A 21,681-nucleotide genomic window follows, 5' to 3' on the forward strand; every position below is an offset into this window, starting at 1 on the left:
CTGAGTCATACATTACCACCAGCATACGGGCGTTATGAGGAGAGGCACCATGTGACAATTCTGCCAAAAACTGGACAAATGTAATGTCTGGAAGGAAGTGAGAGCTTGCTCACAGCTCGCTGTTTATCGGGGATAAGCTTAAAGGGTGTGAAATTACGAGGCGGATCGCATTTTTCTGTCTACATTACAAAAATCCAGTAAATGGCGTTTTTATCCACTGTCTGTGCCCTGTCGGATTGCCTATTGTTTGCCACAACATCTTTATGGATTTGGGTCAAACAGAGCCCGGGAGCGACCGATGAAAGAACTGGTGCAGATTCTTAAAAACACACGGCAGCATCTGATGACAGGGGTATCGCATATGATCCCCTTTGTCGTTGCGGGCGGTATTTTACTGGCGATATCAGTGATGCTCTATGGCAAGGGCGCGGTGCCGGATGCCGCGACCGATCCCAATCTGAAAAAACTGTTTGATATCGGCGTGGCCGGGCTCACGCTGATGGTGCCCTTCCTTGCCGCCTATATTGGGTACTCCATCGCAGAGCGCGCTGCGCTTGCGCCTTGTGCCATTGCCGCCTGGGTTGGCAACAGCTTCGGCGCTGGCTTCTTCGGGGCGATTATTGCCGGGGTTCTGGGCGGTATCGTCGTTTACTACCTGAAGAAGCTGCCGGTGGCGAAAGTTCTGCGCTCCGTCATGCCCATCTTCATCATTCCCATCATCGGCACCTTTATAACGGCGGGCATCATGATGTGGGGGCTGGGTGAACCTGTTGGCGCGCTCACCTCCGGCTTAACCCAGTGGCTGCAGGGTATGCAGCAGGGAAGCATCCTCGTGCTGGCGGCGATCATGGGGCTGATGCTGGCCTTCGATATGGGTGGGCCCATTAATAAGGTTGCCTATGCCTTCATGCTGATTTGTGTGGCGCAGGGCGTGTATAGCGTCGTGGCGATTGCCGCGGTTGGCATCTGTGTTCCGCCGCTGGGGCTGGGCCTGGCAACGCTAATTAACCGTAAAAATTTCACTGAAGAAGAACGTGAAGCCGGGAAAGCAGCACTGGTGATGGGCTGTGTTGGCGTCACCGAAGGGGCAATTCCCTTCGCCGCCGCCGATCCTCTGCGGGTTATTCCCTCCATCATGCTGGGTTCCGTCTGTGGCACCGCGACTGTGGCAGTGCTTGGGGCGCAATGTTACGCCGGGTGGGGCGGCCTGATTGTGTTGCCGGTTGTGGAAGGCAAGCTGGGTTATATCGGTGCGATTGTGGTCGGTGCGGTGGTGACGGCAGTGAGCGTCAATGTGCTGAAGAGCCTGGCGCGTAAAAACCCCCCTCAGGTCGCGCAAAAAGAGGACGACCTGGATCTGGATTTTGAAATTAACTGAGTGAGGAAGAGAACATGGCCCGAATTGTTGCTGTAACTGCTTGTCCGTCCGGTGTGGCGCACACGTACATGGCTGCGGAAGCGCTTGAAAGCGCAGCGAAAGCGAAAGGCTGGGAAGTTAAAGTCGAAACGCAGGGATCGATTGGTCTGGAGAACGAGCTCACGTCTGCGGAGATTGCGGCGGCGGATATCGTCATTCTCACCAAAGATATCGGTATCAAATTTGAAGAGCGCTTCACCGGTAAAACCATCGTTCGCGTCAACATCAGCGACGCGGTAAAGCGCGCCGAAGCCATTATGAACAAAATTGATGCGCATCTGGCGCAAACTGCCTGATCGCCACCCGCCCTGCCGGGCGGGGTTGTTTTACTTTACTGGAGTCCCTTCATGACGACCCGTATCCAACGCCTGAAAGACGCGCTGTTTGCTAACCCGCGAGAAATCTCACTCGAACGTGCATTGCTTTACACCGCCAGTCATCAACAAACGGAAGGCGAACCGGTGATGATCCGTCGGGCAAAAGCGACGGCGTATATTCTTGACCACGTGGAGATCGCGATTCGTGATGAAGAGTTGATCGCCGGTAACCGCACGGTGAAACCGCGCGCGGGGATTATGTCACCGGAAATGGATCCCTACTGGCTATTGAAAGAGCTGGACCAGTTCCCCTTCCGCCCGCAGGACCGCTTTGAAATCAGCGAGCACGATAAACACATCTATCGCGAGCAACTCTATCCCTACTGGAAAAAGCGTTCGATGAAAGACTTCATCAACAGCCAGATGACTGATGAGGTTAAAACCGCCGTCGGGACGCAGATATTCAGCATTAACCAGACGGATAAAGGCCAGGGACACATCATCATCGACTACCCGCGCTTGTTGAACAACGGGTTAGGCGCGCTGGTAGCGCAGATGCATGAACACTGCGCGCGGGATCCTCAGAACACCTTTTACCAGGCCGCTCTGCTGCTGCTGAAAGCTTCTCAGCGCCACGTCCTGCGCTATGCGCTGCTGGCGGAACAGATGGCGGAAAATTGCCCCGATCCCGAGCGGCGTCAGGAGCTACTGACTATCGCCAGCATCTCCCGTCATAACGCCCAGCATAAGCCGCAAACCTTCTGGCAGGCGTGTCAGCTGTTCTGGTATATGAACGTTATTTTGCAGTATGAATCCAATGCCAGCTCGCTCTCTGTTGGCCGCTTTGACCAGTATATGCTGCCGTTCTATCAGGCCTCGCTGACCCAGGGCGAAAATGCGGCCTTTTTGAAAGAGCTGCTGGAATCACTGTGGGTGAAATGCAACGACGTGGTGCTGCTACGTTCAACCAGCAGCGCCCGCTATTTCGCAGGCTTCCCGACCGGTTATACCGCGCTGTTAGGCGGCTTGACCGAAAATGGCCGCAGCGCGGTGAACGTACTGTCATTTCTCTGTCTGGACGCCTACCAGAGCGTTCAGCTGCCGCAACCCAATCTTGGGGTTCGAATAAACGAGCTGATCGACAGACCTTTTCTGCTGAAAACGGCGGAAACTATCCGCCTCGGTACCGGTATCCCACAGATTTTTAACGACGAAGTGGTGGTGCCTGCCTTTCTGAATCGTGGCGTGTCGCTGGAAGATGCCCGGGATTACGCGGTTGTCGGCTGCGTTGAGCTTTCCATTCCGGGTAAAACCTACGGTTTGCACGATATCGCCATGTTTAACCTGCTGAAAGTGATGGAAATCGCCATGCAGGAAAACGAAGGCAATACCGGGCTGAGCTATGAAGGTTTGCTCGAGGATATCCGCACCAAAATAAACTATTACATCGCGCTGATGGTCGAGGGGAGCAATATCTGCGATATCGGCCATCGGGACTGGGCGCCGGTGCCGCTGCTCTCCTCCTTTATCAGCGATTGCTTAGAGAAGGGGAAAGAGATCACCGACGGCGGCGCGCGCTACAATTTTTCTGGCGTGCAGGGGATTGGCATCGCCAACCTGAGCGACTCGCTGCATGCGCTGAAAGGAATGGTCTTTGAGCAGCAACGCTTAAGCTTTGATGAACTGTTGGCGGTACTAAAGGCTAATTTTGCCACCCCGGAGGGTGAAAAAATCCGGGCGCGGCTGATCAACCGCTTCGATAAATATGGTAATGATATCGACGATGTCGACAACATCAGCGCGGAATTGCTGCGCCATTACTGCAAAGAGGTCGAGAAATATCGCAATCCGCGCGGGGGGCAATTCACGCCTGGCTCGTACACGGTATCGGCACACGTTCCGTTGGGTGTCGTAGTAGGCGCCACGCCAGATGGTCGTCTGGCGGGTGAACAGCTTGCCGATGGTGGGCTCTCGCCGATGCTCGGTCAGGATATGCAGGGGCCCACAGCGGTACTGAAATCGGTGAGTAAGCTGGATAATTATCTGCTCTCCAATGGCACCTTGCTCAACGTGAAATTCACCCCGGCGACGCTGGAAGGCGATGCCGGGCTGCAAAAGTTGGCCGATTTTCTGCGTGCGTTTACCCAGCTTAAATTGCAGCACATTCAGTTCAACGTGGTGAATGCCGATACGCTGCGTGAAGCTCAGCAGCACCCACAGGATTTTGCCGGCCTGGTGGTCAGGGTTGCCGGATACAGCGCCTTCTTTGTCGAGTTGTCGAAGGAGATCCAGGATGACATTATCCGCCGCACCGCGCATCAGCTGTGAGGTCATTGATACGCGCCCTGATGTGGCGCGCATCTTCAATATCCAGCGTTACTCCCTGAATGACGGGCGCGGTATTCGTACCGTCGTCTTTTTTAAAGGGTGCCCGCATACCTGCCCGTGGTGCGCCAATCCTGAATCTATGTCATCTAAAATCGAAACCGTGCGCCGGGAGAGCAAATGCCTGCACTGCACGCCCTGTTTGCGCGATGCCGACGAATGCCCTTCGGGGGCTTTTGAGCGGATTGGCCGGGATGTAACGCTGAACGAACTGGAGCGAGAGGTGATGAAAGACGATGTATTCTTTCGCTCTTCTGGTGGTGGTGTCACTCTTTCAGGCGGTGAGGTACTGATGCAGGCGCCTTTCGCCACCCGTTTTTTGCAGCGGTTGCGCCGTTATGGCGTACATACCGCGATAGAAACAGCGGGTGATGCGCCGTTGTCGCGATTGCTACCCCTGGCGCAGCAGTGCGATGAAGTGCTGTTTGACCTGAAGATAATGGCACCAGAGCAGGCGCGGGCGGTGGTAAATATGAATCAGCCCCGCGTGCTGGACAATCTGCGCAGCCTGGTGGCAGAAGGGGTTAACGTCATCCCTCGCGTTCCGCTTATCCCGGGTTACACGCTGCACCCCGCCAACATCACGCGCGTGCTGGAATTTCTGATACCCTCAGGGATACGGCAACTGCATCTACTGCCATTTCATCAATATGGCGAACCAAAGTACCGACTGCTTGGGCATCCGTGGACAATGAGCCAGGTCGCTACGCCTGATGCTGATGAGATTGCCGCCATACGCGTGCTGGCTGAACGGGCAGGGTTTCAGGTTACCCTGGGAGGTTAATGATGGTACGACAGCTAGTCGCGGTAACGGCCTGTGTCAGCGGCGTAGCGCACACCTATATGGCCGCTGAACGTCTGGAAAAACTTTGCCAGCTAGAGAACTGGGTTATCCGTATTGAAACCCAGGGGGCGTTAGGGATTGAATGCGCACTGACGGAAGAGGATATCCGCCATGCCGATCTGGCGCTATTGATTACCGATATTGAGTTGGCGGGTAGCGAACGTTTTGAACAGTGCCGCTATGTGAAATGCGGTATTAATGCCTTTCTGCGTGACCCGCAAAAAGTGATGATCGCGGTGCGAAAGTTATTATCCGCGCCTCAGCACACACAGCTTATTCTGGCGTAACGGTCTTGCCAGTCAACTGGCTGTGATACTGGCGACGATACTCTGACGGAGAACGCTCCGTGTTCTTACGAAACAGCCGACAAAAATAGTTGCTGTCGACAAATCCGCAGGCATGCGCGACCTCTTTTACCTTCAGATCATAGCCCTTAAGCAACTGGCGTGCATGCTCAAGCCGGGCATGCGTCAGATACTCATTAAAGCCCACCGCGCCGGTTTTCTGAAAAAGATGAGACAGGTAGTTGGGCGAGATATAAAACGCCTGGGCCACCGATTCCCGGGTAAGCGGTAAGGCATAATATTCATCAATATGGGTGCGAATGGCGTCGAACAGCGCCTGACTGCGCGATGCTGTCTGAATCTGGCTGCCAAGCAGGTCGGTGCAGTGGCTCAGCAGGCTGGCGACGATCAGACGCGCGGTCTGCTGCTCCTGGGGTTGCATCTGCATTTCATGCAGCGTTTGCAGCAAAAAAGATCCAATGCGTGGTCCGCGACGGGCGACGTGTTGCTTAGCCAGGTTGCGGTGCGCTACGCCGTCCCATTGCAGGATGCTAAAGCCGAGCTGCTGTTTGCCAAACAGGATACTCAGCGTTGTCGCAGGTTGCTGCCAGCGAGGAAAATTCCAGCCGCCAGCGGGAACATACAGAATATCGTACTGCTGTAAAGCAGGTGCGGCACAGTCCTCAACGACGCCCTCAAGCACGATCTCAAGCCGAGGAAAATCAACCTGTAACGCAAGGGCAGGGGCTGGAGAATGGCAACTGGCAAAACGGACATGATGCAGCAGCGTTGGGTCGCCAATCAGGTCTGTCAGGATGTGGCTGATATCGTGTTGCATGGCGTTAATACCGAGAAATTGCCCGGCGGCGCTTGCGCTTGCCGGGCCTGGATGAAGCCCTTTGTAGGCCGGGTAAGCGTAAGCGCCACCCGGCACAGCGGGTTAACCGGTGTTACGCATCCCCGCCGCAACGCCCGCGATGGTGACCATCAGCGCTTGTTCCACGCGTGGATCCGGCTCCAGACCCTCTTCTTCCGCTTTACGCGAGCGGTACAGCAGCTCTGCCTGCAGCACGTTCAGCGGGTCGGTGTAGATGTTACGCAGCTGGATAGACTCGGCAATCCACGGCAGATCGGCCATCAGATGGGAATCGTTGGCGATAGCCAGCACCACCTTGATGTCGTCTTCCAGCAGCTCGCGCAGCTCGCTGCCCAGCGTCCACAGTTCGGGTTTCACCAGACGCTGATCGTAGTATTCCGCCAGCCACAGGTCGGCTTTCGAGAACACCATCTCCAGCATGCCGAGGCGCGTGGAGAAGAACGGCCAGTCGCGGCACATGGATTCCAGCTCGTTCTGCTTGCCGTCTTCCACCACTTTTTGCAGCGCGGCACCGGCACCCAGCCAGGCCGGGAGCATCAGGCGGTTCTGCGTCCAGGCGAAGATCCACGGGATAGCACGCAGGGACTCAACCCCGCCGGTCGGGCGACGTTTTGCCGGACGTGAACCCAGCGGCAGTTTGCCCAGCTCCTGCTCTGGCGTCGCCGAGCGGAAGTAAGGCACGAAGTCTTTGTTTTCGCGCACATAGCCGCGATACATATCGCAGGAGATATCCGACAGCTCGTCCATGATATGGCGCCAGGCGTCTTTTGGCTCCGGCGGTGGCAGCAGGTTCGCTTCGAGGATCGCGCTGGTGTAGAGCGACAGGCTGCTGATGGTCACTTCCGGCAGACCATACTTGAAGCGGATCATCTCCCCTTGCTCGGTTACACGCAGGCCACCTTTCAGGCTGCCCGGCGGTTGCGAGAGCAGGGCCGCATGAGCAGGGGCACCGCCACGGCCAATCGAACCGCCGCGACCGTGGAACAGGGTCAGTTCAATCCCGGCCTTTTCACAGGTTTTGATCAGCGCGTCCTGAGCCTGGTACTGCGCCCAGGAGGCGGCCATCACGCCCGCATCTTTTGCAGAGTCGGAATAGCCAATCATCACCATCTGTTTGCCCTGGATAAAGCCGCGATACCAGTCGATGTTCAGCAGCTGGGTCATCACGTCGTTGGCGTTATTCAGGTCGTCGAGGGTTTCAAACAGTGGCGCGACCGGCAGGGCGAAGGTAATCCCCGCTTCTTTCAGCAGCAGGTGAACCGCCAGCACGTCGGACGGGGTTTTGGCCATCGAGATCACATAGGCCGCTACCGATCCTTTCGGCGCATCGACGATCGCTTTGCAGGTGTCGAGCACTTCGCGGGTCTCTTCGCTTGGCGCCCAGCTCCGCGGCAGCAGAGGGCGTTTGGAATTCAGCTCGCGGATCAGGAAGGCCTGTTTGTCGGCTTCTGACCAGCTTTCGTAGTCGCCAATGCCGAGATAGCGGGTCAGTTCGCCCAGCGCCTCGGTGTGGCGGGTGCTCTCCTGACGCACGTCGATACGCACCAGCGGCACGCCGAAGCACTTCACGCGGCGCAGGGTATCAAGCAGCTCGCCGTTGGCGATGATGCCCATTCCGCAGGCCTGCAGTGACTGATAACAAGCGTACAGTGGATCCCACAGCTGCTCGTTCTGGCTCAGCAGACCGGCAGGTTTCGGCAGGCGCTGGCCCTTAAGGCGCGCTTCCAGCCAGGCCTGAGTGGCCAGCAGCTGGCCACGCAGATTTTTGAGCAGGAAGCGGTAAGGTTCGGTTGCACCGGCTTCACCCACCAGCTCAAGCAGCTCTGGCGTGGCTTCGACCATTGAGAGCTCAGAAATCAGAATCTGAATATCTTTCAGGAACAGGTCGGTGGCTTTCCAGCGGCTCAGCAGCAGGACGTGACGGGTAATTTCTGCGGTGACGTTCGGGTTGCCGTCGCGGTCGCCGCCCATCCAGGAGGTGAAGCGCACCGGCACAAAATCCACCGGCAGGCGATAGCCGAGGTTCTCTTCCAGCTGTTCATTCAGCTCGCGCAGGTAGTTAGGCACCCCTTCCCACAGGCTGTTTTCCACCACCGCAAAGCCCCACTTGGCTTCATCAACCGGGCTTGGGCGGTGCTTACGGATTTCATCGGTGTGCCAGGACTGGGCAATCAGCTGGCGCAGACGGCGCATCAGCTGGTTACGTTCGTAGTCGGCAATCTCTTTGTTATCCAGCTGCTTGAGGCAGTTGTTTACTTCACCCATTTTGTGGATCAGGGTGCGGCGGGTGATCTCGGTCGGGTGGGCGGTCAGCACCAGCTCCAGGGACAGAGATTCGACGGCCTTTTTAATCGTCGCTTCGTTGAGATCGGGTTGGTCCTTGAGTTTTCTGAGCGTGCGGGCAATCACTTCCGGGTTGCTGGCCCCTTCGCCATTCGGCGAAATGCTGTGGTACTGCTCGGCGGTGTTCGCCAGATTAAGGAACTGGCTGAAGGCACGGGCAACGGGCAGCAGCTCGTCGTTGGAGAGGTTCTGCAGCGTGGTGAGCAGCTCCTGACGATTGGCTTCGTTACCGGCACGGGAAGATTTAGACAGTTTACGGATTGTTTCAACGCGATCGAGAATGTTCTCGCCCAACGCATCCTTGATGGTATCTCCCAGCACCTTGCCGAGCATACTGACATTACTACGCAACGCGGAATATTGTTCGTTCATAAAAACCCAGTCACCCCATCATTTTTGTTTATGCCCGGCCAGACATCTAACGGACATTATTTTGTCATCTCCCTTTATAAAGCCACGTAAAACCCCCGTCGTCAATTGCTGCGAAAACGGTTCAGCAAACGAATAAATGCGGGCAATTTACGAAATTTAATTGGCTTTGCGTCAGATAAGAGATGCTTATGAGAGTGTGACGAAGATCATGAGATTTTTCCCCTCCCGTGAGAGAGGGGAGCAGTCATTAATGCCAGCAGAAGTGATGCACAACCTGCGTAATTAACTCCCGGGTCGGTTTGATAAAGCGTGTTTCCAGGTACTCATCCGGCTGGTGGGCCTGGTTGATGGAGCCCGGACCGAGGACCAGCGTCGGACAGAGAGTCTGAATAAACGGCGCTTCGGTACAGTAGTTCACCACGTCGGTTTTTTCGCCCAGCAGTTTTTCCACCACTTCGACCAGCTGATGGTCCGGCGGGCACTCGTAGCCCGGGATCGGCGGATGCAGTTCAGAGACCGTCAGACGGCCAGGCCAGCGTTCGCTCACCGGGGCCAGGGCTTCGTTCAGCAAGCCGTCGAGATCGCTCAGCGTCATGCCCGGCAGCGGGCGGATGTCCATATGCAACTCGCAGCAGGCGCAGATGCGGTTGGAGGCATCGCCGCCGTGCAGGCTACCGAGGTTCAGCGTTGGATACGGCACGGTGAACGCCTCGTAGTGATAACGCTCTTTCAGCTCGTCGCGCAGCAGCATGATGCGCCCAATGGCGTCGTGCATCAGCTCGATGGCGTTGACGCCGCGCGCCGGATCGCTGGAGTGGCCGGACTGGCCCAGCACGCGCACCGCCGTGGAGATATGGCCTTTATGGGCGCGGATCGGTTGCAGGGAGGTGGGCTCGCCGATGATGGCGCAATCCGGGCGAATCGAGGTGTTTTCAGAGAAGTAGCGCGCGCCCGCCATGCTGGTCTCTTCGTCGGCGGTCGCCAGAATATAGAGCGGTTTTTTCAGTGTTTTCACGTCCACATCACGCAGCGCGTCGAGGATAAAGGCGAAGAAGCCTTTCATGTCGGCGGTGCCCAGCCCGTAGAGCTTGTTGTCGTGCTCGGTCAGGGTGAAGGGATCGCGCGTCCAGCGACCATCGTCAAAAGGCACGGTATCGGTATGTCCCGCCAGCAGCAGACCGCCGGCACCCTGGCCGGTACTGGCGAGCAGGTTAAATTTATTCCGGGTTCCCGGGACCGGCTGAACCTCCACCTTAAAGTCGAGATCGCTGAACCATCCCGCCAGCAGATTGATTAAAGTCTCATTACTCTGATCCAGCGCTTCTTCCGTTGCGCTGATGGACGGCGTGGCAATCAGGGCGCGGTAGATCTCGATAAATGGCGGTAAATTCATTTTCATTGTTGACACACCTTAGGTCGTGATAGTATCAATATTCATGCAATAAATGTGAATAAAAATACATTAACGTTGAGCATAAAGGAACCCGATGTTGAATACGCTGATTGTAGGCGCTAGCGGTTATGCGGGCGCAGAGCTTGTAAGCTACGTGAATCGCCATCCTCATATGACCATAACCGCTTTGACTGTCTCAGCGCAAAGCAATGATGCAGGAAAGTTAATTTCCGATTTACATCCGCAACTTAAAGGGATTATCGATCTGCCATTGCAGCCAATGTCGGATATCAGCGAGTTTACCGACTGCGTGGACGTGGTGTTTTTAGCCACCGCCCACGAAGTCAGCCACAACCTGGCGCCGCAGTTCCTGGCCGCCGGTTGCGTGGTGTTCGATCTCTCCGGTGCGTTCCGGGTGAACGACGCCGCGTTCTATGAAAAATACTATGGTTTCACCCATCAGCACCCGGAGCTGCTTGAAAAAGCGGTATACGGTCTGGCGGAGTGGAGCGCCGATGCGCTGAAAGAAGCGAACCTGATTGCGGTGCCGGGTTGCTACCCGACGGCGGCGCAGCTCTCCCTGAAGCCGTTGATCGATGCAAACCTGCTGGATCTGAACCAGTGGCCGGTGATCAACGCCACCAGCGGCGTGAGCGGAGCCGGGCGCAAAGCGGCGATTTCCAACAGCTTCTGCGAAGTGAGCCTCCAGCCGTATGGCGTGTTCAATCACCGTCATCACCCGGAAATCACCACTCACTTGGGTACGGACGTCATCTTTACGCCGCATCTGGGCAGTTTCCCGCGCGGGATCCTCGAAACCATCACCTGCCGCCTGAAGCCGGGCGTGACCAAAGACCAGGTAAATGCGGTCTTCACGACGGCCTATGCGGATAAACCGCTGGTGCGTCTGTATGACAAAGGCGTCCCGGCGCTGAAAAACGTGGTGGGTCTGCCGTTCTGCGATATCGGCTTTGCCGTGCAGGGCGAGCATCTGATTGTGGTGGCCGCAGAAGATAACCTGCTGAAAGGCGCTGCCGCTCAGGCAATCCAGTGCGCAAATATTCGTTTTGGCTATGCTGAAACGCAGTCTCTTATTTAAGGTGTGATGATGAACCCATTAATTATCAAGCTTGGTGGTGTCCTGCTGGACAGCGAAGAGGCGCTGGAGCGTCTGTTTACCGCGCTGGTTAACTATCGCGAATCCCATCAACGCCCGCTGGTGATTGTTCACGGCGGCGGCTGCGTGGTCGATGAATTAATGAAAGGCCTGAACCTGCCGGTTAAAAAGAAGAACGGCCTGCGCGTTACGCCTGCCGACCAGATCGACATCATTACCGGTGCGCTGGCGGGTACGGCAAACAAAACCCTGCTGGCCTGGGCGAAGAAACACCATATCGCCTCTGTGGGTCTCTACCTTGGCGATGGCGACAGCGTCAAGGTGACCCAGCTCGACGAAGAGCTTGGCCATGTAGGGCTGGCGCAGCCGGGTTCACCAAAACTGATTAATACGCTGCTGGATGGCGGTTTTCTGCCAGTGGTCAGCTCTATCGGCGTCACCGAAGAGGGCGAGCTGATGAACGTCAATGCTGACCAGGCGGCAACTGCCCTGGCGGCGACGCTGGGCGCAGACCTGATCCTGCTCTCTGACGTGAGCGGTATTCTGGACGGCAAAGGCCAGCGCATTGCGGAAATGACCGCGGCGAAGGCCGAGCAGTTGATCGAGCAGGGCATCATTACCGACGGCATGATTGTGAAAGTGAATGCAGCGCTGGATGCTGCCCGCACGCTCGGTCGTCCGGTGGATATCGCCTCCTGGCGCCATGCCGAGCAACTGCCGGCGCTGTTTAACGGCACGCCGATCGGCACGCGTATTCTGGCGTAATCGATTCGTGGTTTTTGTAGGCCCGGTAAGCGCAGCGCCACCGGGCAATGAAATTCAAAGATATTAAGGAAGCATGTTATGGCACTTTGGGGTGGGCGTTTTACACAGGCAGCGGATCAACGGTTCAAACAGTTCAACGACTCTTTGCGCTTCGACTACCGCCTGGCCGAACAGGATATCGTCGGCTCTGTGGCCTGGTCCAAAGCGCTGGTGACCGTAGGCGTACTGACCGCAGACGAACAGGTGCAGCTGGAAGAGGCGCTGAACAACCTGCTGGAAGAGGTGCGTCTGAACCCGCAGCAGATCCTTGAGAGCGACGCCGAAGATATTCACAGCTGGGTGGAAGGCAAACTGATCGACAAAGTCGGCCAGTTAGGTAAAAAGCTGCACACCGGCCGGAGCCGTAACGACCAGGTGGCCACCGACCTCAAGCTGTGGTGTAAAGATACCGTGGTGGAACTGCTGGCGGCGAACCGTCAGCTGCAGAGCGCGCTGGTGGAAACCGCGCACAACAATCAGGATGCGGTGATGCCGGGTTATACCCACCTGCAGCGCGCCCAGCCTGTCACCTTTGCGCACTGGTCGCTGGCCTACGTTGAGATGCTGGCCCGTGATGAGAGCCGTCTGCAGGATACCCTGAAGCGCCTTGACGTAAGCCCGCTGGGCAGCGGCGCGCTGGCGGGCACCGCCTACGAAATCGACCGTGAACAGCTCGCCGGCTGGCTGGGTTTTGCCTCGGCGACCCGCAATAGCCTGGACAGCGTCTCCGACCGTGACCACGTGCTGGAGCTGCTCTCCAATGCCTCTATCGGTATGGTGCACCTGTCGCGCTTTGCCGAAGATCTGATCTTCTTCAACTCTGGTGAAGCCGGTTTTGTTGAGCTGTCGGACCGTGTGACCTCTGGCTCCTCCCTGATGCCGCAGAAGAAAAACCCGGATGCGCTGGAGCTGATCCGCGGCAAGTGTGGCCGTGTGCAGGGTGCCCTGACCGGCATGATGATGACCCTGAAAGGGCTCCCGCTGGCCTACAACAAAGATATGCAGGAAGACAAAGAAGGGCTGTTCGATGCGCTCGACACCTGGCTGGACTGTCTGCATATGGCGGCGCTGGTGCTGGACGGCATTCAGGTGAAACGTCCGCGTTGCCAGGAAGCGGCCCAGCAAGGCTACGCTAACTCCACCGAGCTGGCGGATTACCTGGTAGCGAAAGGTGTGCCGTTCCGTGAGGCGCACCATATTGTCGGTGAAGCGGTGGTAGAAGCCATTCGTCAGGGCAAACCGCTGGAAGATCTGCCGCTGACCGACCTGCAGAAATTCAGCAGCGTGATTGGCGATGATGTCTATCCGATCCTGGCGCTGCAATCCTGTCTGGATAAGCGTGCGGCCAAAGGTGGCGTGTCGCCGAAGCAGGTCGCGCAGGCGATTGTGGATGCGAAAAACCGCCTGGTATGACGGTTGAAACGCCGGGTGGCGCTTCGCTTACCCGGCCTACGTACTGAAGCCCAGCCCCGAGCTGGGCTTTTTTACGCAAAAAAAATGCGGACCATAGGGTCCGCAAAAGTTCACGTTGGCTTTAGTTGTTCGAGTTTTGAGTGAAACTCGTAAGACGGGACAGGACTTCAAGGGTAATCAGTACCGCCTCGTCTCTGTGATGCATTATTCAACAGAATGCTTGATAGGGATAATCGTTCGTTGCTATGCTATCTATCGCCATGAACTATCGTGGCGATAGAGGATGAATAATGAATATTCGTGATCTTGAATACCTGGTGGCGTTAGCCGAGCACCGCCATTTTCGCCGCGCGGCAGATTCCTGCCATGTCAGTCAGCCTACGCTTAGCGGTCAGATCCGCAAGCTGGAAGATGAGCTTGGCGTGATGCTGCTGGAGCGCACCAGTCGTAAAGTGCTGTTCACCCAGGCGGGCCTGCTGCTGGTGGATCAGGCGCGCACCGTGCTGCGCGAGGTCAAAGTGCTCAAGGAAATGGCGAGCCAGCAGGGGGAGACGATGTCCGGCCCGCTGCATATTGGCCTGATCCCAACCGTTGGCCCGTACCTGCTGCCGCAAATTATTCCGATGCTGCACCAGACCTTCCCGAAACTCGAAATGTACCTGCACGAAGCGCAAACCCATCAGCTGCTGGCGCAGCTGGACAGCGGTAAGCTCGATTGCGCAATCCTCGCGCTGGTCAAAGAGAGTGAAGCTTTTATCGAAGTGCCGCTGTTTGACGAGCCGATGATGCTGGCGATCTATGAGGATCACCCGTGGGCGAACCGCGATCGCGTGCCGATGGCCGATCTGGCTGGTGAAAAGCTGCTGATGCTGGAAGATGGCCACTGTCTGCGCGATCAGGCGATGGGCTTCTGCTTTGAAGCGGGTGCCGATGAAGATACCCACTTCCGTGCAACCAGCCTGGAAACGCTGCGTAACATGGTGGCGGCAGGAAGTGGTATTACGCTGCTGCCCGCGCTGTCAGTCCCGCCGGAACGTCGTCGCGACGGGGTAGTCTATCTGCCATGCATCAAGCCGGAGCCGCGCCGTACCATTGGCCTGGTTTATCGTCCGGGATCGCCGCTGCGCAGCCGCTATGAGCAGCTGGCAGAGGCCATCCGCAGTTCGATGGAAGGCCGTTTCGACAGTGCGTTAAAACAGGCGGTTTAAGCCGTTCAGCGCCGCTACCCGATAAGCTTCTGCCATGGTCGGGTAGTTAAAGGTGGTATTAACAAAGTATTCGATGGTGTTACCGCCACCTTTTTGCTCCATGATCGCCTGGCCGATGTGAATGATTTCCGCCGCACGCTCGCCGAAGCAGTGTATGCCGAGGATCTCTTTCGTCTCGCGATGGAACAGGATCTTCAGCGTTCCCACGCTCATCCCGACGATTTGCGCCCGCGCCAGATGTTTAAACTGGGCACGACCCACCTCGTAAGGCACCTTCATGGCCGTCAGCTGCTGCTCGGTTTTGCCGACAGAGCTAATTTCCGGAATGGTGTATATGCCAGTCGGGATATCTTCGATCAGATGCGCCGTCGCTTCACCTTTAACCAGCGCCTGAGCCGCAATACGCCCCTGGTCATACGCCGCTGATGCCAGACTTGGATAACCAATCACGTCACCTACAGCATAGATATGCGGCAGAGCGGTCTGGTACATGCTGTTGACCTTGAGCAGCCCACGGCTGTCGGTGGTCAAGCCGATGTTTTCCAGCGCCAGCGAATCGGTGTTACCGGTACGACCGTTAGCGTAAAGCAGGCAGTCGGCTTTCAGCTTTTTGCCCGATTTCAGATGCATGATCACGCCATCGTCACAACCTTCGATCTTCTCGTACTCTTCGTTGTGACGAATGACCACGCCGCTGTTCCAGAAGTGGTACGACAGCGAATCGGACATCTCCTGATCGAGGAACGCCAGCAGGCGGTCGCGGGTGTTAATCAGGTCAACTTTGACGTTCATGCCGCGGAAGATGGAGGCATATTCACAGCCGATCACCCCGGCACCGTAGATCAGCACGTGGCGTGGCTCATGATGCAGGCTCAGAATGGAGTCGCTGTCATAAACCCGCGGATGGGAGAAATCCACATCAGCCGGATGGTACGGGCGTGAGCCACAGGCGATCACAAACTTCTCGGCGGTAATGGTCTCGACCGAACCATCATGGCACTCCAGCGCCAGCGTATGTTCATCAACGAAATGGGCGTTACCCTGCAGAATTTCGCAGTGATTGCGCTCATAAAAGCCCTGACGCATACGCGTCTGCTGATTAATAACGTTATCAGCATGGTTCAGGATGTCGGCAAAAGAAGAGCGGAGAAGACGGGAGTGATCGCTGTAAAGAGGGTTCTGGTTGAATTCAATGATGCGGCTGACAGCGTGGCGGAGAGCTTTGGAAGGGATGGTGCCCCAGTGGGTGCAACCGCCGCCAACATTATGGTAGCGCTCAATAACCGCTACTCTGGCTCCTTGCTTAACCAGTCCCATAGCAGCGCCTTCGCCGCCGGGGCCGGAACCAATAACTATTGCGTCGTAATCGTAGGAATGTGACATGGTAAGGCTTACCTGTTCTTATACATAAAAGCAACAGAATAGTAACATCATTGGCGGGATAACCCAATTATCGTTGTGCTCTTTTCGCGTGGTGGAGCACAAACAACAGGGAAACCTTCATTCTGTAAGCCAGGTAAACCGATTAATTTTATTCTCTGGTATAGTGCCAGCGGGCCTTTGGAAGGATTCAACTATCGTGATGGGCGTAAGAGCACAACAAAAAGAGAAAACCCGGCGTTCGCTGGTAGAAGCGGCATTCAGTCAACTGAGTGCCGAGCGAAGTTTTGCCAGTCTGAGCCTGCGCGAAGTCGCACGCGAAGCCGGGATTGCGCCTACCTCCTTCTATCGTCATTTCCGTGACGTAGATGAACTGGGTCTGACCATGGTGGATGAAAGCGGGCTGATGCTCCGCCAGCTGATGCGCCAGGCGCGTCAGCGTATCGCCAAAGGGGGCAGCGTGATCCGCACCTCCGTTTCCACCTTTATGGAGTTTATCGGCAACAACCCTAACGCGTTTCGTTTACTGTTGCGGGAACGCTCTGGTACCTCGGCCGCGTTTCGTGCCGCCGTGGCGCGTGAGATTCAGCATTTTATTGCGGAACTTGCCGACTATCTTGAACTCGAAAACCATATGCCGCGCGCCTTCACTGAAGCGCAGGCCGAGGCGATGGTGACCATAGTCTTCAGTGCGGGCGCCGAAGCACTGGATGTGAGCGTTGAACAACGCAAGCAACTCGAAGAGCGACTGGTATTGCAACTGCGGATGATCTCTAAAGGGGCTTATTACTGGTATCGCCGTGAACAAGAAAAACTGGCGCATCAATCCGATGAGTGAAAGGTGAGTAATGAAACAGACAGGACAGGATAAAGGAACATTATTGCTGGCATTGATCGCTGGCTTATCCATTAACGGTACCTTTGCAGCGATGTTTAGCTCCATTGTACCGTTTTCGGTTTTCCCGATGATCTCTCTGGTGCTGACGGTGTACTGTCTGCATCAGCGTTATCAGAATCGCACCATGCCGGTGGGGTTACCGGCATTGTCGGCGGCGTTCTTTGTGCTGGGTGTCCTGCTGTATAGCACCGTGGTGCGCGCAGAGTATCCGGATATTGGCTCTAACTTCCTGCCTGCCGTACTGTCGGTGGCGCTGGTGTTCTGGATCGGCATTAAAATGCGGAACCGTAAACAGCAGCTGCCAGAGTAACCTGTCCCAGGCCGGATAAGCGTAGCGCCACCCGGCGATAGCGGTTTACCGGGCCGTCAGTAACACGCCGCACTCCATATGGTGCGTATACGGGAACTGATCGAACAATGCCAGACGTTCAACCTTGTGCGTCTGGCTTAATGTTTCCAGGTTCTTGCATAAGGTTTCCGGGTTGCAGGAGATATACAGAATACGCGGGTACGCCTGCACCATCTTCTCGGTTTCGCTATCCAGCCCGCTGCGCGGCGGATCGACGAAAATCGTCTCACACTGGTAGCTCTTCAGATCAATCCCCTGCAGACGGTTAAATTCCCGCACGCCGTTCATCGCCTGAGTAAACTCTTCCGCCGACATGCGAATGATCTGCACATTATCAATGTGGTTTGCCGCGATGTTGTACTGAGCGGAAGCCACCGACGGTTTGGCGATTTCGGTAGCCAGTACGCGATTGAAGTTACGCGCCAGCGCCAGCGAGAAGTTGCCGTTACCGCAGTAAAGCTCCAGCAGATCGCCGGTTGAACCTTCGGTGGCATTCAGCGCCCACTCCAGCATCTGCACGTTCATCGCCGCGTTCGGCTGAGTAAAGCTGTTCTCCACCTGGCGATAAATCATCTCTTTACCCGCCACCGGCAGGCGCTCGTCGATGAAATCCTGATCCAGCGCGATTTTGGTTTTGGTTGCCCGACCAATCAGATGCACGTTGATGTTCTGCGCGCGCAGCGCATCACGCAGGGCTTCTGCAGCCTGGCGCCACTCGTCATTCAGCGCTTTATGGTACAGCAGCGAGACAATGGCTTGATTGCTTTGGGTGGTCAGGTAGTCAATCTGGAACAGCTTATGGCGCAGCAGCGGATTGTCGCGCACGCCGTTCATCATCAGGGTCATCAACTGGTTAATCAGCTCGCTGGCCGCCGGGAAGCTGTCCACGCGGATACGGCTTTTGGTCTGCTGATCGAAAATGATGTGATACAGGTCGTCGCCGTCGTGCCAGATACGGAATTCGGCACGCATACGGTAGTGGCTGACCGGGGAGCGAAACACCTCAGGCGCAGGCGCAGCAAAAGGCGTCATCATACTTTGCAGACGGACGACTTTCTCTGCCAGTTGCGCGTCGTACTGTTCTGTCGGGAGGTGTTCGGGGGTCATGATGCTTCCTGATTGATGATGAATTACGCGGGGATTGTAGGGATTGTGCAGGGGATGTCCAGCCTTAATGGTTAACGGCAGTCTGGACATCTATACGTGTCTAAATGTAGCATTATGTTTCCGGTCTCTTGTGAGTGAAAAGGGAATCCAGTGCAAATCTGGAGCTGACGCGCAGCGGTAAAGCCTGGCGGGATGAGTGCTGTAGACACTGTGAAAATGGGAAGTCTTCATCCTTATAAAGCCACCTAGCCCGAAGACCTGCCGGGATCACGTCGCATTTGGTTTCATCATCGCGTGCTATGGGTGAGGCCTGCGGCATCCTTCTTATATTGTGGATGCTTTAACAATGATTAAAAAAGTATCGCTGTTGACGGCGCTTTCCGTCACGGCATTTTCGGGCTGGGCGCAGGATGGCGCAGACGCGTTGGTCGTAACGGCAAACCGTGTTGCACAACCTGCCAATACCGTTCTGGCCCCCAGCTCCGTTGTTACCCGGGAAGACATTGAACGCTGGCAGGCAAAAAGCGTCGTTGAGGTTATGTCACGCTTACCGGGTGTGGATATCGCCCAAAGCGGCGGGATAGGCGCTAACTCCTCTACCTTTATTCGCGGGACCGAATCCCGCCATGTGCTGGTGCTGATCGACGGCATTCCACTGAATAACGCCGGGATCAGTAACTCACCGGATCTCAGCCAGATTCCCGTGTCGCTTATTCAGCGTGTCGAATACATTCGTGGCCCGCGCTCGGCCCTGTATGGTTCGGATGCGATTGGCGGCGTGATTAACATTATTACGGGCCGGGACAAGCCAGGGGCAGAAATTACCGCCAGCGTCGGCTCGAAAGGCTATCAATCCTATGATGGTGCCTTCCAGCAGGTGCTGGATAAAACCAAAATCACCCTCGGCGGTAACTATACCTACACCCGTGGCTTTGATATCGATGCGGCAGATGCGCCACGCCAGCCCGATCGCGACGGCTTTATGAGTAAGTCGCTGTTTGGCTCGGTTGAGCAGCAGATCACCGACAACCTGAGCGGCTTCGTGCGTGGCCTCGGCTATGACAACCGCACGGCGTATGACGGCTATGAGCATTATGACGACAGCTTTATGGTCGATGGCCTGCCGGATACGCGTCAGCTGTATAGCCAGAACTGGGACACCGGCCTGCGCTATAACCAGGGGATCTACCAGACCCAACTGGTGGGTGGTTACGGTCGCAGCAAAGATCAGAACTATGACCCGAGCAAAGGCCGCTATGCTTCGTCTGCCACTACGGATGACGTCAAGCAGTACACCGCCCAGTGGACGAACACCGTCACGGTGGGCCACGGCAATATCGGCGCGGGTCTGGACTGGCAGAAGCAAAAAACCCAGGCGGGAACCGGTTATCTGGATAAAGGCTACGAGCAACGCAACACCGGGGTCTTCCTGTCTGCCATGCAACAGTTCGATAGCGTCACCCTGGAAGCCGCCGCGCGTAATGACGATAACTCTAACTTTGGCAACCATAACACCTGGCAGACCAGCGCCGGATGGGAGTTTATCGAAGGTTACCGAATCATCGGTTCCTACGGCACGGCCTACAAAGCACCGACCATGAGCCAGATCCACAGCGCGAGCTACGGCAACCCGGACCTGGAGCCGGAAGAGAGCAAGCAGTGGGAAGGTGGTTTCGAGGGGCTGACCGGACCGGTGACCTGGCGCGTATCGGGTTATCGCAACGATATCGACAACCTGATCAGCAGCGACCCGCGTACGTTCCGCTACTACAACGTGGATAAAGCGCGCATCAAAGGTATTGAAGCCACGGCGCAGTTCGATACGGGTCCGGTGGGGCATCAGATTTCTTATGACTATGTTGATCCGCGCAATGCCAAAACCAACGAAGTGCTGGCCCGCCGTTCGAAGCAGCAGGTGAAGTACCAGCTGGATACGCAGGTATGGAATCTCGACTGGAATCTGGCCTACCGCTACCTGGGCACCCGCTATGATGTAGCGTACGATCCCAATACGTTCACCTCAGAGCGAGTAAAAATGGGCGGGGTAAGTTTGTGGGATCTCGCCGTTTCATATCCTGTCACCTCTCACCTTACAGTTCGTGGTAAAATCGCCAACCTGTTCGATAAAGACTACGAGACAGTTTATGGCTACGAAACTGCAGGACGGGAATACACCTTGTCTGGCAGCTACACCTTCTGACCCACGTCCCACCGTCCTGGTGTTTGACTCCGGTGTCGGTGGGCTTTCAGTCTATGATGAGATTCGGCATCTGCTGCCGGATCTTCATTACATCTATGCCTTCGATAACGTGGCTTTTCCTTATGGGGAGAAGAGCGAAGCGTTTATTGTCGAACGCGTCGTTGAAATCGTTACCGCCGTACAACAACATTATCCTCTCGCCCTGGCGGTGATTGCCTGTAATACGGCGAGTACGGTTTCCCTTCCTGCTTTACGCGAAAAATTCCCGTTCCCGGTGGTCGGCGTGGTGCCGGCGATTAAACCTGCAGCGCGCCTGACGGCGAATGGCGTGGTGGGGCTGCTGGCAACGCGCGGTACGGTTAAGCGCCCTTATACCCGCGAGCTGATCGAGCGCTTTGCTAATGAATGCAAGATTGCCATGTTAGGTTCTGCCGAGCTGGTGGAGATGGCGGAAGCGAAGCTGCATGGTCAGGCAGTATCCCTGGAGGAGCTGAGCCGTATCTTGCGTCCATGGCTGAAAATGTCGGAACCGCCCGATACCGTTGTGCTGGGCTGCACCCACTTCCCTCTATTACAGGAGGAGTTGCTTGCCGTTCTGCCAGAAGGGACCCGGCTGGTGGATTCCGGTGCGGCTATTGCCCGTCGCACCGCCTGGCTGCTTGAACATGAAGCGCCAGATGCAAAATCTGCCGACAACAATATTGCGTATTGCATGGCATTGACCGCTGAGACTGAGCAACTTTTACCCGTTTTACGCCGTTACGGCTTTGAAAAGCTCGAAAAACTAGCGCTGTAGCACGTTTTTGAGCAAAAAAAAGACGGTTGAAAGATTTTTTTAAATTAGCGCTTGTCACTGCCGAAGAACTCCCTATAATGCGCCTCCACTGACACGGAACAACGGATTACAAACCGCCGTGACAGCAGGCTTCAGAGATGAACGCCGGCGGAGAAAAGCGAAAATAATTGCTTGACT

At 56.1% G+C, this 21,681-nt stretch carries 18 protein-coding genes and 1 riboswitch; of the genes, 13 read left to right on the forward strand and 5 right to left on the reverse strand.

Annotation, left to right across the window (positions count from 1 at the left end):
- The first annotated feature begins 298 nt into the window (after window positions 1-298).
- The 5 genes from M8318_RS02380 to M8318_RS02400 are packed head-to-tail and all read left to right on the forward strand — an operon-like array spanning window position 299 to window position 5,250.
- Window positions 299-1,378, forward strand: a complete 1,080-nt coding sequence (locus tag M8318_RS02380; RefSeq protein WP_262660866.1) for a PTS fructose transporter subunit EIIC — start codon at window positions 299-301, stop codon at window positions 1,376-1,378.
- 14 nt (window positions 1,379-1,392) lie between these two features.
- Entirely contained in the window at window positions 1,393-1,713 is a 321-nt protein-coding gene (locus M8318_RS02385; RefSeq protein WP_262660867.1) for a PTS fructose-like transporter subunit IIB, read from the forward strand.
- A gap of 51 nt (window positions 1,714-1,764) precedes the next feature.
- Window positions 1,765-4,062, forward strand: a complete 2,298-nt coding sequence (locus M8318_RS02390) for a formate C-acetyltransferase (RefSeq protein ID WP_262660868.1) — start codon at window positions 1,765-1,767, stop codon at window positions 4,060-4,062.
- Window positions 4,028-4,903, forward strand: coding sequence for a [formate-C-acetyltransferase]-activating enzyme (locus M8318_RS02395; protein ID WP_262660869.1), 876 nt, complete (start codon window positions 4,028-4,030; stop codon window positions 4,901-4,903). Before M8318_RS02390 ends, M8318_RS02395 begins: the two co-directional genes overlap by 35 nt.
- Before the next feature lie 2 nt (window positions 4,904-4,905).
- Window positions 4,906-5,250: a PTS fructose-like transporter subunit IIB gene (locus M8318_RS02400; protein ID WP_408612144.1), complete on the forward strand. Its 345-nt coding sequence runs from the start codon at window positions 4,906-4,908 to the stop codon at window positions 5,248-5,250.
- Here the strand turns inward: M8318_RS02400 and M8318_RS02405 are convergent.
- From M8318_RS02405 to argE, 3 genes are all read right to left on the reverse strand, one after another.
- On the reverse strand, window positions 5,237-6,085 hold the full coding sequence (locus M8318_RS02405; RefSeq protein ID WP_262660881.1) for a helix-turn-helix transcriptional regulator: 849 nt from the start codon (window positions 6,083-6,085) through the stop codon (window positions 5,237-5,239). The genes M8318_RS02400 and M8318_RS02405 overlap by 14 nt on opposite strands.
- Window positions 6,086-6,187: 102 nt before the next feature.
- Window positions 6,188-8,839, reverse strand: coding sequence for a phosphoenolpyruvate carboxylase (ppc, locus tag M8318_RS02410; RefSeq protein WP_262660871.1), 2,652 nt, complete (start codon window positions 8,837-8,839; stop codon window positions 6,188-6,190).
- Window positions 8,840-9,086: 247 nt separating this feature from the next.
- A complete protein-coding gene (argE, locus tag M8318_RS02415; protein ID WP_262660872.1) occupies window positions 9,087-10,238 on the reverse strand; it encodes an acetylornithine deacetylase in 1,152 nt (383 codons plus the stop codon).
- 88 nt (window positions 10,239-10,326) lie between these two features.
- Here argE and argC point away from each other — a divergent pair, with 88 nt between their 5' ends.
- The 4 genes from argC (at window position 10,327) to oxyR (ending at window position 14,774) form a co-directional block, all read left to right on the forward strand.
- Window positions 10,327-11,331: an N-acetyl-gamma-glutamyl-phosphate reductase gene (gene argC, locus M8318_RS02420; RefSeq protein WP_262660873.1), complete on the forward strand. Its 1,005-nt coding sequence runs from the start codon at window positions 10,327-10,329 to the stop codon at window positions 11,329-11,331.
- Between the two features lie 6 nt (window positions 11,332-11,337).
- Window positions 11,338-12,114 carry an acetylglutamate kinase gene (argB, locus tag M8318_RS02425; RefSeq protein WP_262660874.1) on the forward strand — a complete coding sequence of 259 codons (777 nt, stop codon included), beginning with the start codon at window positions 11,338-11,340 and terminating at the stop codon, window positions 12,112-12,114.
- A gap of 78 nt (window positions 12,115-12,192) precedes the next feature.
- A complete protein-coding gene (gene argH / locus M8318_RS02430; RefSeq protein ID WP_262660875.1) occupies window positions 12,193-13,566 on the forward strand; it encodes an argininosuccinate lyase in 1,374 nt (457 codons plus the stop codon).
- A gap of 290 nt (window positions 13,567-13,856) precedes the next feature.
- A complete protein-coding gene (gene oxyR, locus M8318_RS02435) occupies window positions 13,857-14,774 on the forward strand; it encodes a DNA-binding transcriptional regulator OxyR (RefSeq protein WP_106995804.1) in 918 nt (305 codons plus the stop codon).
- On the opposite strand, the gene sthA is transcribed toward oxyR, so the two are convergent.
- On the reverse strand, window positions 14,757-16,157 hold the full coding sequence (sthA, locus tag M8318_RS02440) for a Si-specific NAD(P)(+) transhydrogenase (RefSeq protein WP_106995805.1): 1,401 nt from the start codon (window positions 16,155-16,157) through the stop codon (window positions 14,757-14,759). The genes oxyR and sthA overlap by 18 nt on opposite strands.
- A 196-nt stretch (window positions 16,158-16,353) precedes the next feature.
- On the opposite strand from sthA, the gene fabR reads away from it, so the two are divergent.
- Together fabR and M8318_RS02450 are read left to right on the forward strand one after the other, a co-directional pair.
- On the forward strand, window positions 16,354-16,992 hold the full coding sequence (gene fabR / locus M8318_RS02445) for an HTH-type transcriptional repressor FabR (protein ID WP_032615233.1): 639 nt from the start codon (window positions 16,354-16,356) through the stop codon (window positions 16,990-16,992).
- A 10-nt stretch (window positions 16,993-17,002) separates the two neighbouring features.
- The gene (locus tag M8318_RS02450; RefSeq protein ID WP_166184793.1) at window positions 17,003-17,362 is read left to right on the forward strand and encodes a YijD family membrane protein; all 360 of its coding nucleotides are present in this window, start codon (window positions 17,003-17,005) and stop codon (window positions 17,360-17,362) included.
- A gap of 45 nt (window positions 17,363-17,407) precedes the next feature.
- On the opposite strand, the gene trmA is transcribed toward M8318_RS02450, so the two are convergent.
- Window positions 17,408-18,508 (reverse strand): tRNA (uridine(54)-C5)-methyltransferase TrmA, encoded by a 1,101-nt coding sequence (gene trmA, locus M8318_RS02455; RefSeq protein ID WP_262660876.1) that lies wholly within the window; start codon window positions 18,506-18,508, stop codon window positions 17,408-17,410.
- A 104-nt stretch (window positions 18,509-18,612) separates the two neighbouring features.
- Window positions 18,613-18,788, forward strand: a riboswitch (cobalamin riboswitch).
- A gap of 66 nt (window positions 18,789-18,854) precedes the next feature.
- Between trmA and btuB the strand changes: the two genes are divergently transcribed.
- Entirely contained in the window at window positions 18,855-20,708 is a 1,854-nt protein-coding gene (btuB, locus tag M8318_RS02460; protein ID WP_262660877.1) for a TonB-dependent vitamin B12 receptor BtuB, read from the forward strand.
- The gene (gene murI / locus M8318_RS02465; protein ID WP_262660878.1) at window positions 20,653-21,504 is read left to right on the forward strand and encodes a glutamate racemase; all 852 of its coding nucleotides are present in this window, start codon (window positions 20,653-20,655) and stop codon (window positions 21,502-21,504) included. The genes btuB and murI overlap by 56 nt, the downstream gene beginning before the upstream one ends.
- Window positions 21,505-21,681 lie beyond the last annotated feature (177 nt).

Origin of the sequence: Leclercia tamurae (genome assembly GCF_025566055.1) — a bacterium.
In the GTDB taxonomy this organism is placed as follows: domain Bacteria; phylum Pseudomonadota; class Gammaproteobacteria; order Enterobacterales; family Enterobacteriaceae; genus Enterobacter; species Enterobacter tamurae.

Coding starts and splice junctions, on each gene's coding strand:
- M8318_RS02400 (WP_408612144.1), top strand. CDS start 4,906: ATGGTACGACAGCTAGTCGCGGTAACGGCCTGTGTCAGCGGCGTAGCG.
- ppc (WP_262660871.1), bottom strand. CDS start 8,839: ATGAACGAACAATATTCCGCGTTGCGTAGTAATGTCAGTATGCTCGGC.
- btuB (WP_262660877.1), top strand. CDS start 18,855: ATGATTAAAAAAGTATCGCTGTTGACGGCGCTTTCCGTCACGGCATTT.
- M8318_RS02450 (WP_166184793.1), top strand. CDS start 17,003: ATGAAACAGACAGGACAGGATAAAGGAACATTATTGCTGGCATTGATC.
- argB (WP_262660874.1), top strand. CDS start 11,338: ATGATGAACCCATTAATTATCAAGCTTGGTGGTGTCCTGCTGGACAGC.
- murI (WP_262660878.1), top strand. CDS start 20,653: ATGGCTACGAAACTGCAGGACGGGAATACACCTTGTCTGGCAGCTACA.
- M8318_RS02395 (WP_262660869.1), top strand. CDS start 4,028: ATGACATTATCCGCCGCACCGCGCATCAGCTGTGAGGTCATTGATACG.
- M8318_RS02380 (WP_262660866.1), top strand. CDS start 299: ATGAAAGAACTGGTGCAGATTCTTAAAAACACACGGCAGCATCTGATG.
- sthA (WP_106995805.1), bottom strand. CDS start 16,157: ATGTCACATTCCTACGATTACGACGCAATAGTTATTGGTTCCGGCCCC.
- argE (WP_262660872.1), bottom strand. CDS start 10,238: ATGAAAATGAATTTACCGCCATTTATCGAGATCTACCGCGCCCTGATT.
- M8318_RS02405 (WP_262660881.1), bottom strand. CDS start 6,085: ATGCAACACGATATCAGCCACATCCTGACAGACCTGATTGGCGACCCA.
- oxyR (WP_106995804.1), top strand. CDS start 13,857: ATGAATATTCGTGATCTTGAATACCTGGTGGCGTTAGCCGAGCACCGC.
- M8318_RS02385 (WP_262660867.1), top strand. CDS start 1,393: ATGGCCCGAATTGTTGCTGTAACTGCTTGTCCGTCCGGTGTGGCGCAC.
- trmA (WP_262660876.1), bottom strand. CDS start 18,508: ATGACCCCCGAACACCTCCCGACAGAACAGTACGACGCGCAACTGGCA.
- argH (WP_262660875.1), top strand. CDS start 12,193: ATGGCACTTTGGGGTGGGCGTTTTACACAGGCAGCGGATCAACGGTTC.
- M8318_RS02390 (WP_262660868.1), top strand. CDS start 1,765: ATGACGACCCGTATCCAACGCCTGAAAGACGCGCTGTTTGCTAACCCG.
- argC (WP_262660873.1), top strand. CDS start 10,327: ATGTTGAATACGCTGATTGTAGGCGCTAGCGGTTATGCGGGCGCAGAG.